11 protein-coding genes are annotated in these 13,898 nt (G+C 65.6%); 7 read left to right on the top strand and 4 right to left on the bottom strand.

What is annotated here, in order from left to right; translation table 11 throughout:
- Positions 1–35: 35 nt before the first annotated feature.
- Entirely contained in the window at positions 36–515 is a 480-nt protein-coding gene (locus AC6IW9_RS13045) for a glutathione peroxidase (RefSeq protein WP_497764155.1), read from the bottom strand.
- A 116-nt stretch (positions 516–631) separates the two neighbouring features.
- Positions 632–2,119, bottom strand: a complete 1,488-nt coding sequence (locus AC6IW9_RS13040; protein ID WP_497764153.1) for a sigma-54-dependent transcriptional regulator — start codon at positions 2,117–2,119, stop codon at positions 632–634.
- 265 nt (positions 2,120–2,384) lie between these two features.
- Between AC6IW9_RS13040 and AC6IW9_RS13035 the strand changes: the two genes are divergently transcribed.
- Positions 2,385–4,238 carry a M3 family oligoendopeptidase gene (locus AC6IW9_RS13035; RefSeq protein WP_497764152.1) on the top strand — a complete coding sequence of 618 codons (1,854 nt, stop codon included), beginning with the start codon at positions 2,385–2,387 and terminating at the stop codon, positions 4,236–4,238.
- 42 nt (positions 4,239–4,280) lie between these two features.
- Here AC6IW9_RS13035 and AC6IW9_RS13030 read toward each other — a convergent pair whose 3' ends face one another.
- Positions 4,281–5,189 (bottom strand): hypothetical protein, encoded by a 909-nt coding sequence (locus AC6IW9_RS13030; protein ID WP_497764151.1) that lies wholly within the window; start codon positions 5,187–5,189, stop codon positions 4,281–4,283.
- Between the two features lie 361 nt (positions 5,190–5,550).
- A complete protein-coding gene (locus AC6IW9_RS13025) occupies positions 5,551–7,464 on the bottom strand; it encodes a methyl-accepting chemotaxis protein (protein ID WP_497764149.1) in 1,914 nt (637 codons plus the stop codon).
- Between the two features lie 132 nt (positions 7,465–7,596).
- Here AC6IW9_RS13025 and AC6IW9_RS13020 point away from each other — a divergent pair, with 132 nt between their 5' ends.
- The 6 genes from AC6IW9_RS13020 to AC6IW9_RS12995 all read left to right on the top strand — a co-directional run bounded on the left by AC6IW9_RS13020 (position 7,597) and on the right by AC6IW9_RS12995 (position 13,884).
- A complete protein-coding gene (locus AC6IW9_RS13020) occupies positions 7,597–8,397 on the top strand; it encodes a hypothetical protein (protein ID WP_497764147.1) in 801 nt (266 codons plus the stop codon).
- 121 nt (positions 8,398–8,518) lie between these two features.
- Entirely contained in the window at positions 8,519–9,556 is a 1,038-nt protein-coding gene (locus tag AC6IW9_RS13015; protein ID WP_497764145.1) for a sulfate ABC transporter substrate-binding protein, read from the top strand.
- A 10-nt stretch (positions 9,557–9,566) separates the two neighbouring features.
- Positions 9,567–10,433 carry a sulfate ABC transporter permease subunit CysT gene (gene cysT / locus AC6IW9_RS13010; protein ID WP_497764144.1) on the top strand — a complete coding sequence of 289 codons (867 nt, stop codon included), beginning with the start codon at positions 9,567–9,569 and terminating at the stop codon, positions 10,431–10,433.
- Positions 10,426–11,304: a sulfate ABC transporter permease subunit CysW gene (gene cysW, locus AC6IW9_RS13005; protein ID WP_497764143.1), complete on the top strand. Its 879-nt coding sequence runs from the start codon at positions 10,426–10,428 to the stop codon at positions 11,302–11,304. Before cysT ends, cysW begins: the two co-directional genes overlap by 8 nt.
- Positions 11,305–11,326: 22 nt before the next feature.
- Positions 11,327–12,397: a sulfate/molybdate ABC transporter ATP-binding protein gene (locus AC6IW9_RS13000; RefSeq protein ID WP_497764141.1), complete on the top strand. Its 1,071-nt coding sequence runs from the start codon at positions 11,327–11,329 to the stop codon at positions 12,395–12,397.
- 128 nt (positions 12,398–12,525) lie between these two features.
- Positions 12,526–13,884: an O-linked N-acetylglucosamine transferase, SPINDLY family protein gene (locus AC6IW9_RS12995; RefSeq protein WP_497764140.1), complete on the top strand. Its 1,359-nt coding sequence runs from the start codon at positions 12,526–12,528 to the stop codon at positions 13,882–13,884.
- Positions 13,885–13,898: the final 14 nt, after the last annotated feature.

The raw sequence follows: 13,898 nt of genomic DNA, 5'->3' as shown, positions 1-13,898 counted from the left end.
CCTCGCCGCGCGTCGACGCGTCTCGCCGGCAGTGGTCAAGCCGACAGCAGCGCCAGAATGTCGGGCTCCATCGAACGCGGCGTGTTGGTCGCCTGGAAGCGCTTCACCACATTGCCTTTGCGGTCGATGAGAAATTTGGTGAAATTCCATTTCACGTCCTCCGCCGACGCCGGGTCCTTCTCCTTGAGAAGACGATAGAGCGGATGGGCGTTCTCGCCATTCACCTCGATCTTGCTGAACAGCGGGAAGGTCACGACGAAGCGGGTCGAGCAGAAGGTCTTGATCTCCTCATCCGTGCCCGGCTCCTGATTGCTGAACTGATTGCAGGGGAAGCCCAGAATGACGAACCCCTTGTCGCGGTTCTCGTTCCAGAGCGCCTCGAGCCCGTTGTATTGCAGCGTGAAGCCGCACTTGCTCGCGACATTGACGATGAGCAGCACCTTGCCGGCGTATTCGGCGAGCGTCTTCGTGTCGCCGTCGATGGTCTTCACCGGGATATCAAAAAGTTCGGCCATTGCCTGAGGACCTTTCGAACAGTTTCGCGAAGCGCCCCTCTGCGCCCGCGGCTGGCCCCAGAATGGCGACGAGGACGGCGCCGGGCAAGCCGCAACTCGCCTAAAAATGCGTCACTTCATGCCGCGTCGACGCTCTCGTCCTCGGCTTCGCCGAGACCATACTCCTTCATCTTGCGATAGAGCGTCGAGCGGCCGATGCCGAGGCGGCGGGCGATCTCCGACATCTGCCCGCGATAATGAATCAGCGCGAATTTGATGACCTCGGCTTCGAGATCCTCGAGCCGCCGCATCTCGCCGTGCTGGCCGAGCAGCGGCAGCACATTGGGATCGCGGATCTCGACCCGCACGATCTCGCGCTCCGGCGCGGGGCCGGCCGCGGGAGCAGGCGACGGCAGCGGCGGCAGGCGCACGGAGAAGCCTTCCACATGCGCGGCGATCTGCGGGAATTCATTGACGGTCAACTCGTCGCCGTCGGCGAGCACCACGGCGCGGAACACGGCGTTCTCCAGCTGGCGCACATTGCCGGGCCAATCATAGCTCGACAGGAGATTGATCGTCTCATGGGTGACGCCGCGCAGCTTCTTGCCCTCTTCCGCGGCGAAGCGCGTCGCAAAGCGCCGCGCGAGATCGCCGATATCGTCGCGGCGCGCGCGCAAGGGCGGAATGGTGATGGGGAAGACGTTGAGGCGATAGAACAGATCCTCCCGGAACTGGCCGCGCTTGACGAGCTCGATCAGATTCTGGTTCGTCGCCGAAATGAGGCGGATGTCGACACGCACCGGGCGCTTGGCGCCCACGGGATCGATCTCCCCCTCCTGCAGCGCGCGCAAGAGCTTCACCTGCGTTTCGAGCGGCAATTCGCCGATCTCGTCGAGGAACAATGTGCCGCCATTGGCCTCTAGGAATTTGCCGGCGTGCTTTTCGGTCGCGCCGGTGAAGGCGCCCTTCTCATGCCCGAACAGGATGGATTCGACGAGATTGGCCGGCAGCGCGCCGCAGTTCACCGTGACGAAAGGCTTGCCGCGCCGCTCCGAGGCGCCCTGAATGGCGCGGGCGACGATCTCCTTGCCGACGCCCGACTCGCCTTCGATCAGCACCGGAATGCTGGAATGGGCGGCGCGCTCGCCGAGACGAATGACGCGCGCCATCTCCTCGCTGCGCGAGACGAGGTCCTTGAAGGTCAGCGCGCCCTGGCTGCGGCGGTTGACGCGGCGCAATTCGCCGGCGAGAGCGTCGGCGGAGAGCGCGTTCTTGATCGAGATCTGCAGCCGCTCGGCGCCGACCGGCTTCACCACGAAATCATTGGCGCCGGCGCGCATCGCCGAGATCACCGTCTCGATCGAGCCATTGGCGGTCTGCACGATCACGGGAATGGTCAGCTTGAGGTCGTGCATGCGCGTCAGCACGCCCATGCCGTCGAGATCTGGCATGACGAGATCGAGAATGAGCAGATCGACCGGCGGCGCGCCCGCGCGCGTCAGCCGCGCCAGCGCCTGCTCGCCGCCCTCCGCCGTCTCGGCGTCATAGCCGAACCGCCGCACCGCGGCCTCGAGAAGCCGGCGCTGAACGGGATCGTCGTCGGCGATGAGTATCGTGGAAGACATTGACCCTCTTGAATTTTCTATCATCGCTCCGCCGGCCCGCCTCGGGCGCGAGCCGACTCTGCTTTCGGCCCATGCTCCCGGATCAGGGTAAAGGCGTCGTTAACATCCTCGTCGCGGCGCCCGCCGTTCGGAAACGGTCCGATAAACAAAGCATCGCGCCGACGACGCGCGCCCCGCGGAGGGCGTCCGGACGGCCTTGCAATTTTCTCCATTCGGACCCGATATTCGGCCAAACCCTTCCCACACTCAACTCCTGGTTCGAGCCATGCCGCAAAACCTCGCCTTCGCCGCCGCTATCGTTCGGGACGCCGCCGAAGCGCGCGCCGCCACGCCCGGCGGTGGGGGACTTCCCGAATGGAATCTCGCCGATCTCTATCCGGCGATGGACTCTCCCGCCCTCGCCGCGGATCTCGCCGCGGCCGAGCGAGACGCGGCGCATTTTGCGGCCGATTATCGCGGCAGGCTGAAGGAGCTCGCCGACGGCGCCGCGGCGAGCGAGACGCTCGGCGAGGCTGTGGCGCGCTACGAGGCGCTACAGGAACTCCTCGGCCGAATCATGTCCTACGCCGGACTCGTCTACAGCGGCGACACCAGCGACCCCGCACGCGCCAAATTCTATGGCGACATGCAGGGGAAAATAACGGACATTTCGACGCAGCTGCTGTTTTTCCAGCTCGAGCTCAACCGCTTGGACGACTCCGCTCTCGACGCGGCGGCGGCGAAGGCTCCGCTCGCGCGCTGGCGCCCCTGGCTCGAGGACATCCGCAAGGAGAAGCCCTATGAGCTCTCCGACGAGCTCGAGCGTCTCTTTCACGAGAAATCGATGACCGGCCGCGCGGCCTGGAACCGCCTGTTCGACGAGACGATCGCTTCGCTCCGCTTCACGATCGGCGGCGAGGAGCTCACGCTCGAGCCCGCGCTCAATCTGATGCAGGACACGAATGCGGAGGTGCGGCGCGAGGCGGCGCTGGCGGTCGGCGCGACGCTGAAGGCCAATCTGCGCGTCTTCGCGCTCGTCGCCAACACCCTGGCCAAGGACAAGGAGATTTCCGACCGCTGGCGCGGTTTTCAGGATGTCGCCGACGCGCGCCATCTCTCCAATCGCGTCGAGCGCGAGGTGGTCGAGGCGCTGGTCGCGAGCGTCGAAGCCGCGCATCCGCGGCTCTCGCATCGCTATTACAAGCTCAAGGCCAAATGGTTCGGCAAGGAGGCGCTCGATTATTGGGACCGCAACGCGCCGCTGCCCTCGGTTCCGAGCCATGTCTATTCATGGGACGAGGCGCGCGACATCGTGCTCTCCGCCTATTCGGGCTTCGCGCCGCGCATGGCGGAGATCGCCGGCCGCTTCTTCGAGCGCAATTGGATCGACGCGCCGGTGCGCCCCGGCAAGGCGCCGGGCGCCTTCGCCCATCCGACCGTGCCGTCCGTCCACCCGTACGTGCTGGTCAACTTCCAGGGCAAGACGCGCGATGTGATGACGCTGGCGCATGAGCTCGGCCATGGCGTGCATCAGGTGCTCGCGGGAGCGCAGGGCGCACTGATGGCGCCGACGCCGCTGACGCTCGCCGAGACCGCCTCCGTGTTCGGCGAGATGCTGACATTCCGCGCTCTGCTCGCGGAAACGAGCGAGCCCGAGAAGAAGCGCGCCCTGCTCGCCGCCAAGGTCGAGGACATGCTGAACACGGTGGTGCGGCAGATCGCCTTCTACAGCTTCGAGCGCAAGGTCCATACCGAGCGCAAGACCGGCGAGCTGACGGCCGAACGCCTGTGCGAATTGTGGATGAGCGTTCAGGGCGACAGCCTTGGGCCCTCGATCCGCCTCGGCGAAGGCTATGAATCCTTCTGGGCCTATATTCCGCATTTCGTGCATTCGCCCTTCTATGTCTACGCCTACGCCTTCGGCGATTGCCTGGTGAACTCGCTCTATGGCGTGTACCGGAGGGCGGAGACGGGCTTCGCCGAGCGCTATTTCGCTCTGCTCGAGGCGGGCGGCGCGAAGCCTTACAACGAGTTGCTGGCGCCCTTCGGCCTCGACGCGCGCGATCCGGCCTTCTGGGGCATCGGCCTCGAGATGATCGAAGGGCTGATCGCCGAGCTGGAAGCGATGGAGGGGGCCTGAGTTCCCGTCCCGAGGCGCACCCGGCCGATCTGAGCGGCGGACTTATCGCCCCCACCGCTTGAGCCAACCACCGACAGCGGCTTTGTCGTCCTGCAGAGCCGCGGTCGGCGCAGTTGCCGGCGGCTGAGAAACGGCGGCTTTCCGCAGAACCGCTGTCGCATTGGTCTCCGGCGCCTCAAAGCTAGAGTTGGCGACCGCCGCCAATGCCGCCATTTTTTGTTCTTTCTTCAATTTAATTATGTACTTATAACGCGGAACGACGTCCTGCAGCCTGTCGTACCATAGCGGCAATGTCATTTCGTTCCTCGCATGATGATCCGCTTTTCTGGGCCTGATGAATTCATTGCGAATCAGATAATCTTCATCCACCATGTCATTGTCGATTCTGTGAAACGACACTTTATCTTGATTTCTGAACTCTCTCGAAATAATATCATTGAATTTCTTCAGTCGCCGACATCTTTCTACATGACTACAATCGATCTTATATACTTCTCTTCTGAAATCCTCCTGAGGCACGCGCGCCAGCGCCGCGGTCACAGAGCAGAAGACATTGTCGTTGAGCGTCGTGACCTGCGGAGCGAGAATGCAGATTCGGGTGACGAACGGTTCGGTCATCAACAAGAGACTATCGACGAAATCGCGATAGATTTTTGCTCTTTCCGTAAAAAACTCCTCTTCATCGAAGATGCCACGCGTCGCGATATCTCGGTAAAATGTCACATCCAGGTCGACTTGCCCAAGCATTATAAAAACAATTTTCTGCACGGGGATCATCGACATTGTTCGGATGGCGCGGCTGTGCCCGACCTTGGACTTGTCGCGCCTAAGTCCCTTCATCGTCGCGCCGGAAAACGATATGTGCGCCCATATGCCTGGATTATCTGCTTGAAATTGCCTTGAGTGCGAGTCGCCGAAAAACATCATCATCATCGCGGTAACCTTTACCACCTTCCACATCGCGCGAGATCACGGCCGAGGCCGTCATACATCACGATTGTAATTAAGCCTTATATCTTCTTATGGAATCTGCCTGTCAAGCCACCGTTCCATGAGCAATTGAGAGCGCGTGACGCGGGCCGGCCGCACGCGACAAGCGGAGGCGATCTCTGCGCCCGCACGCCGGCGCCCGGAGATTCCGCCTGATCGTTACGTGTTCGAGTCCGATGCGCAGACCGGCGATCGAGACAGTCCCCTGACCGCCGGACACGCCAATTGCGCGAGCATCGTTCCGCGAAGCGGAAGGCGGGTTTCGCGATCGCGAATGGAGGCCGCCGCGACGATCGACGGCGGCCCCGGCGAGCGGCTCGAGCTAGAACTCGGCCCATTCGTCCGCGCTCGCTTCCGGCTTGCGGGCTGCGGCCGCCGCGCCGCTCCGGCCGATCGCTGCGCGAACCGGCGCCGGCCGCGCCGTCGACCGGGCCTTGCGGCGGGCGGGCTCGATCTCGCCGATCTTGAAACGGGAGACGAGCGCCGTCAGCTCCACGCTGTCCTCGGCGAGCGCGCGGCTCGCGGCATGAGTCTCCTCCGACATTGCGGCGTTCTTCTGCGTCACCTGATCGATCTCCTGCACGGCCGTGTTGATCTCCCGAAGGCTCCGGGACTGGGCTTCGGCGCTCGAGGCGATGTCGGTCACGACGGCGTCGATCTTGTTCACCTGCTCGACGATGAGCCGCAGCGACGAGCCGGTCTCGGCGACGAGGGAGACGCCGTCCTGCACCTTGGCGTCGGAAGCGGCGATCAGATCCTTGATCTCCTTGGCGGCCTCGGCCGAGCGCTGGGCGAGCGCGCGCACTTCCGTCGCCACCACGGCGAAGCCTTTGCCGGCCTCGCCCGCGCGCGCCGCCTCGACGCCGGCGTTGAGGGCGAGAAGATTGGTCTGAAAGGCGATCTCGTCGATGACGCCGATGATCTGGCCGATCTGCGAGGACGATTTCTCGATCCCGCTCATCGCCTCGATCGCGTCGCCGACGATCTTCTCGCTCTTGACGGCGCCCGTCTTAGCCGCACCGACGATCTCGCGCGCCTCGATCGCGCTGTCGGCGGTCTTCTTGACCGTGCCGGTGATGCTGTCGACGGCGGAGGCCGTCTGCGCGAGCGTCGCCGCCTGCTGTTCGTTGCGCTGCGAGAGATCCTCCGCCGCGCGGGCGATCTCCCGCGTGCTCTCGCCGATCGCGCCACTCGTCGCGGCGATCCCCCGCATCGCCTGCTGCATGCGCTCGGCGGCGGAGTTGAAGCGGGCGCGCAGCGCCTCGTAATCCTTGATGAACTCCTTCTCGAGACGCGCCTCCAGATCGCCGGCGGCGAGACGATCCATGACGGCGGTGTATTCGGAAAAGAAGAAGTCGCGGTTCTCGATATACCATTTGGCCCCCGCCTCCTTTTCCTTCTGGCGTGCGGCCGCTTCGGCGCTCATTTCGGCTGCGCGCGCTTCGGCGAGACGGGTCTTCTCCATCCAATCGCGAAACACGGCGACGGCGCCGCAGATGAGGCCGATCTCGTCGTTCCGTCCGGAGAAGGACGGGGGCTCCGCCCTCTCGCCCCGCGCGAGGCGCGTCACATGATCGGCGAGCGCGACGATCGGCGTGACGAGGCGCCGGCGCAGGAGCACGGAGCCGCCGGCCAGAAAAGCGGCGATCAGGAGCACGCCGGCGAGGCTCGCGGCGTCGAGACGCCAACGCAACAGCGCGGCGTCCTGCTCCGTCGCCCGGGCGAGGACGGCGCTCGCTTCGATCAGGCGCTCGACCTGCGCGCGATGGGCCGTGAAGCTCGCCTCGATCCGCCGCAGAGCGGCGCCGGCGGCGGCGTCGCCGCGGCGCAGAGCGGGAAGATAGACATCGAGCGCCTCGCGCCAGAAATTCCCGGCTTCCTGGGCGGCCGGCCCGCGCAACTGCGCGATCACGTCCGCGGGCAGGGCGTCGGAGCGAGTCCAGAACGCTTCGCGCTCGTCGAAGCCGCTGCGCAGACGCGCGAGGCGCGTCTGCGCTTCCTGCGGGTCGATCTTGCCCGCGGCGGCGAGCTCGATGTCGAGATAGGCTTCGAGGAGATCGAGCGCGGGCGGCTGCAGATCGGAGACGAAGTCCTTGCCGGCGACGATCTTCAGATACGACGGACCGCCGATCCGCAACTCCTCGAACGCCAGACGGCTGGCGGCGGCGAAACCGAGGAAAAGGAAAAGCGTCGCGACGGCGAGCGTCGTAACGGCGCGGGAGATGGAGAACGTCATTGCGCGAGACTCCGGGCGCGGCTGTGCGGAGCGCCGAGAGGACTCCGCGGGCGAGAGAAGGGAGAAGAGAAACGGGACCGATCGGGCGGGCGCCGCGGAAAGGCCTGTCGGAACGGCCGGGTCGAAACCGGCATGGCGGCGCGACATGATGTCCTCGAAGGCGCCCCGCCACGCGCCGCTTCGATCCGCCATATGGCAATTCTGCGCCGAGGCGGTTTAAGAATCCCTTCACGCTGCGCGCGCCTCGCGCTTCGTCGCGACGGCTTGCCTTCGCGCCGCCGCGCGCCTAAAGGCGAACAGGGCGGGACCGCCGCTCCAGACCATCGACCAGGGGACAAGCGCATGCCGTTTCGCGCCTTTCTGTTCGTCGCGATGGCGTTTGCCCTGACCTTCCATGCAGCGCCCGCGGCGTCGCGCGGCGACCTCGGCGTCGATCACGACGCCTGCGTCCTGAAGGTCGGGCCCGACTTGATCTATTTCGCCGGCTATCAGCCCGCGTCCTCGCATCGCAAGTTCTGCGAGGACGCGCCCGCGGTCGGCGAGACCATCTTCGTGTTCGACTACGCCGAGCCGGAATTGCGCGGGATGAATGTGTCCTTCCGCATTCTGAAGGATATGGAGGAGACCGATGACGCGGCCGCCCTCGAGGCCGCGACCGCCGCCTATCTGCCGCCGCAGGTCTATCCGAAGGGCACTTTCTCCTTTGCGCATGTGTTCGTGGAGCGGGGCGACTATGTCGGACTTCTCACCGTCGACGGCTCCGCCGGCGAGCATTGGACGTCCCGCTTTCCCTTTTCGGTGGGGAAGAGCCGTTTCGATCTGACGCCTTATCTGCTCATCGGGGCGGCGGGCCTCCTCGCGGTCCTGCTGTTCGTCACCAGCCGCCGCGGCGACGGGTCGGCGAGACGGCGGCGGGAGAGCGCGCGCCGCTGATGCGCGCAGACGATCGTCCGCGCTGAAAAAAGCGCAGAGTCGGGCGCCCGCCGGTTTACAGGCGGCGTGGAATATATTAGTCCATTATATGAGTGAATTTATAGACAAAGAGGAAGAAAACATGCTGCGCGCAGGATTGTCACGGAGGGGTCTCGGGAGAGCGTTCGCCATCCTGGCGAGCGCGTCGATCTTCGTCGCCGAGGCCGCACAGGCGGCGACCGCGCTGCTGAATGTCTCTTACGATCCGACGCGCGAGCTCTACAAGGCCATCAATCCGGCCTTCATCGCCGATTGGAAGGCGAAGACCGGCGAGACGGTCGAGATTCAGGCGTCGCACGCCGGCTCGGGCGCCCAGGCGCGCGCGGTGATCGACGGTCTCGCGGCCGATGTCGTCACTCTGGCGCTCGCCGCCGACATCGACGCCATCGCGTCGAAGACGGGCAAGATTCCGGCCGACTGGCAGAAGCGGCTGCCGAACAACGCCTCGCCCTACACGTCGACGATCGTCTTTCTCGTCCGCAAGGGCAATCCGAAGAAGATCAAGAATTGGGACGACCTGGCCAAGCCCGGCGTCGGCGTCGTGACGCCCAATCCGAAGACCTCCGGCGGCGCGCGCTGGAACTATCTCGCGGCCTGGGGCTACGGGCTGAGGAGCTTCGGCGGCGACGAGGCGAAGACGAAGAGCTTCGTCAAGGCCATCTACAAGAACGCGCCCGTGCTCGACACCGGCGCGCGCGGCTCGACCATCACCTTCGCCCAGCGCGGCCTCGGCGATGTGCTGATCACCTGGGAGAACGAGGCGTTCCTCGCCTCCGAGGAGTTCGGCAAGGACAAGTTCGAGATCGTCGTTCCGGCGGTCTCCATCCTCGCCGAGCCGCCCGTCGCGCTCGTCGACGCCAATGTCGACGCCAAGGGCACGCGCAAGGTCGCCGAGGCCTATCTCGACTTCCTCTACACGGCGCCCGCCCAGGCGATCATCGCCAAGAACTATTACCGGCCCGCGCATCCCGAATTCGCGGCCAAGGCGGATCTGAAGCGTTTCCCGAAGATCGAGCTCCTCACGGTGGACAAGGACTTCGGCGGCTGGGCCAAGGCGCAGAAGGCCCATTTCGCCGACGGCGGGGTCTTCGACGAGCTGCAGAAGCCGGATTCGAACTGAGAGTCCCCACATGAACGCGCCTGCGGCCGTCGCGAAGAAGAAGAGTCGGAGCTTCAAGGCTCCGACCGTCATTCCCGGATTCGGTCCGACCTTCGGCTTCACCATCTTCTATCTCGGCATCCTCGTCCTGTTTCCGCTGTCTCTGCTGGTCGTCCGCGCCTCGGCGCTCGGACTTTCGGGTCTTCTCGCCGTCGCCGCCGAGCCGCGCGTGGCGGCGGCGCTGCGCACGAGCTTCTTCATTTCCTTCGCCGCGGCGGCGATCGACGTCGTCTTCGGCCTCGTCGCGGCATGGGCGCTGTCGCGCTATGAATTTCCCGGCCGGCGCTTCCTCGACGCCATCGTCGATCTTCCCTTCGCCCTGCCCACGGCGGTCGCCGGCATCTCGCTCGCCGCGCTCTACTCGCCCAACGGCTGGATCGGCGCGCCGCTCGCCGAGTTCGACGTGAAGATCGCCTTCACACGCTGGGGCATTCTCGTCGCGCTGGTCTTCGTCGGCCTGCCCTTCGTCGTGCGCACGGTGCAGCCGCTGATCGCCGAGATCGACGCCGAGCTCGAGGAGGCCTCGGCGACGCTCGGGGCGAGCCGCGCGCAGACCGTGTGGCGCGTGCTGCTGCCGCCGCTCGTTCCCGCGCTGCTCACGGGCTTCGCCCTCGCCTTCGCGCGCAGCGTCGGCGAATATGGCTCGGTCATCTTCATCGCCGGCAATCTCGCCTATATTTCGGAGATCGCGCCTTTGCTGATCATCGTGAAGCTGGAGCAGTTCGACTATGCCGGCGCGACGGGGATCGCGACCATCATGCTCGCCATCTCCTTCTCCGTGCTGCTGGCGATCAATCTGATCCAGGCGTGGAGCCGGAAGAGATACGGCTATGTCTGAGGCGCTCGCTCCCGCCGTCGCGGTCGCGGCGCCGCGCAGCGTGACGGACGAAGCGCCGCTGACGCGCCTTTTTCTCATCGGCGTCGCGGTGGTCTTTCTCGGCCTGTTTCTGCTGCTGCCCCTCGCCGTCGTCTTCACGGAAGCCTTCGCGAAGGGCGCCGACGCTTTTCTCGCGACCTTCGACGAGCCGGACGCTCGCGCGGCGATCCGGCTCACACTGTTCGTCGCCGCGATCGTCGTGCCGCTCAACGCCGTCTTCGGCCTCTGCGCGGCCTGGGCGATCGCCAAATTCTCCTTCCCCGGAAAGAGCGTGCTGATCACGCTGATCGATCTGCCCTTCTCGGTGTCGCCGGTGGTCGCGGGCCTCGTCTATGTGCTCGCCTTCGGCTCGCAAGGCTTGCTCGGGCCCACTCTCTCGGCGCACGGAATTCAGATCATCTTCGCCGTTCCGGGCATCGTGCTGGCGACGATCTTCGTGACCTTTCCCTTCGTCGCGCGCGAGCTCATTCCCTTGATGCAGGAGCAGGGCACCGTGGAAGAGGAGGCGGCGCTGACGCTCGGAGCGAGCGGCTTCCGCGCTTTTCTCACGGTCACATTGCCCAACATCAAGTGGGGCCTGCTCTACGGCGTGCTTCTCGCCAACGCCCGCGCCATGGGCGAGTTCGGCGCAGTGTCGGTCGTTTCTGGACATATTCGCGGACTGACCAATACGATCCCGCTCCAGGTGGAGATCCTCTACAATGAGTACAATATCGTCTCGGCCTTCGCGCTCGCCTCCCTCCTGGCGGGACTGGCTCTCGTCACTCTGGGAGTCAAGACGCTACTCGAATGGCGTTACGCCGGTCAGATCGCCGGTCGGCGCCGCCATTGACGACGCCCACCGCCCGCATGGCGTGGAGATTCGGATCGAAGGCGTCGAGAAGGACTTCGGCGACTATCCGGCGCTGCGCGACGTCAATCTCACAATATCGCCGGGCGAGCTCGTCGCGCTGCTCGGCCCGTCGGGCTCCGGCAAGACGACGCTGCTGCGCGCCATCGCCGGCCTCTCCAATCCCGAACGCGGCCGCATCCTCTTCGACGGCGAGGATGCGACGCGGCTCGCCGTACAGGACCGGCGCGTCGGCTTCGTCTTCCAGAACTATGCTTTGTTCAAGCATCTCACCGTCGCCGACAATATCGCCTATGGGCTGAAGGTGCGCCCGCGCCGCTCTCGCCCGCCGCGGGCGGAAATCGCCGCGCGGGCGGCGCGGCTCCTCGAATTCGTGCAGCTCGACGGGCTCGGCGGCCGCTATCCGGCGCAGCTCTCGGGCGGCCAGCGCCAGCGCGTCGCGCTCGCCCGCGCGCTCGCCATCGAACCGCGCGTGCTGCTGCTGGACGAGCCCTTCGGCGCGCTCGACGCCCGCGTGCGCAAGGACCTTCGCCGCTGGCTGCGCGACGTGCATCGCCAGACGGGCCTGACCACCGTCTTCGTGACGCATGACCAGGACGAGGCGATGGAGCTCGCCGATCGTGTCGTCGTGCTGGACAAGGGCCGCATCGAGCAGATCGGCACGCCGGACGAACTCTACGACCGGCCGGCTTCGCCCTTCGTGCTGTCCTTCGTCGGCGAGGCGCTGGCGCTGCCGGTGCAGGTCGCGGAGGGAAAGGTCATCTTCCAGGGCAAAGAGCTGCATGTCGCCGCGGAAAATCTGCGCAACGGGCCGGCGCGCGTCTATTTCCGCCCCGCCGACATCGCTCTGCACGGCGGCACGATCGGCGCGCTCGAGGGACGTGTCGAGGCCGTGCGCCGCACGGCCGCCGGGCTGCGCGCCTCCATCTCCATTCCCGGCTACGACCAGACGCTCGAAGTCGACACGGATGACCGCGAGGGCGCGAAGCTCGGCAGCAGCGTGCCGCTGTCGCTCAATAATGTGCGGATTTTCTCGACCGACGAGGAGACGCTCGGCGACGGCGCGGGGATTTAGCGCGACCAGCTCCAGGTCCCACAGGCGGAAGGGCTGGCGCGAGGATTGCTTCCAGACCAAAGTCTGATCCGGAAGGCGACACGCGCCTTCATGCCCAGGCGAATGCAACTTCGACCTGGGAGACGGCGATGCGATCGCCCGGCCGCAACCGCAGCATGTGCGAATGGGACGATTTCGTAAAAGATGCGAAAGCGCTCGAACGGCTTCTCGACGCCGGGGACTCGGGCGCGCTTCCGCCCTTTCTATTGCTCTCGCAACCCAATATCGGAGCGAAGGAGCAGCGGCGCGGCTCCGAGCTGTGGACCCGCGACCGGCGCGCCGCCGCGGAGGCGGAGCGGCGATCGCTCGCCTTCCGTTTCCGCGCCCCGGACGGACGGAAGATCAAGCTCGGCTATCTCTCCAATGATTTCCACGATCATGCGACGGCGCTGCTGCTGATCGAGACGCTCGAGGCGCATGATCGCGACCGCTTTTCGGTGAACGCCTATTCCTATGGGGCGGACGACGGCAAGGCCATGCGGCGCCGCCTCGTCGGCGCCTTCGACTCCTTCGTCGACATCGGCGCGCTCTCCGACGGCGACGCGGCCCGCGCGATCCATCGCGACGAGGTGGATATTCTCATCGACCTCAAGGGCTTCACCGCCAATGCGCGCAGCGGCATTCTGATGCTCCGTCCGGCGCCGGTGCAGGTGAATTATCTCGGCTATCCAGGCACGCTCGGCGCGGAGCTCTGTGATTACATCGTCACCGACGACTATGTGACGCCGCCGGCGGCCGCGGCCGATTATTCGGAATCCTTCGCCTATATGCCGCACAGCTATCAGCCGCGCGGCCACGCCGGGCCGATCGGACCAAAACCCCGGCGTTCGGCGGTGGGACTGCCGGAGCATGGGGTCGTCTTCTGCTGCTTCAATCAGGCTTATAAATTCACGCCGGACGTTTTCGACGTCTGGTGCCGGCTGCTCGACGCCGCGCCCGGCAGCGTGCTCTGGCTGCTCGCCGCGCCCATGGCGGAGGGCAATCTGCGCAATGAGGCGTGGAAGCGGGGCGTCGACGCGAGCCGCCTCGTCTTCGCGCCGGATATGGCGCAGGGCGATCATCTCGCGCGGCTGCAGCTCGCCGATCTCGTTCTCGACACGGCGCCCTACAACGCCCATACGACGGCGAGCGACGCCCTGTGGGCGGGCGTGCCGATCGTCACCTGCAGCGGATCGACCTTTCCCTCGCGCGTCGCGGGGAGTCTGTTGCACGCGGTCGGAATGCCGGAACTGATCACAGAAGACATCGCCGGCTATTTCGATCTCGCCCAACAGTTGGCGACCGAACCGGTCCGCCTCGCGCGGATGAAGGCGAAGCTCGCGCACAACCGTCCGAACGCGCCGCTGTTCGATGTCGCGACCTATACGCGCGATCTCGAAAGGCTGTTCCAGTCCATGTGGAGCCGGCGGGCGGCTGGCCTGCCGCCGATGCTCATTCCGGCGTCTTAGCGGGGCCGCAGGGC

Source organism: Methylosinus sp. shoA (assembly GCF_059718125.1).
This window is presented reverse-complemented; position numbering and strand designations above follow the sequence as displayed.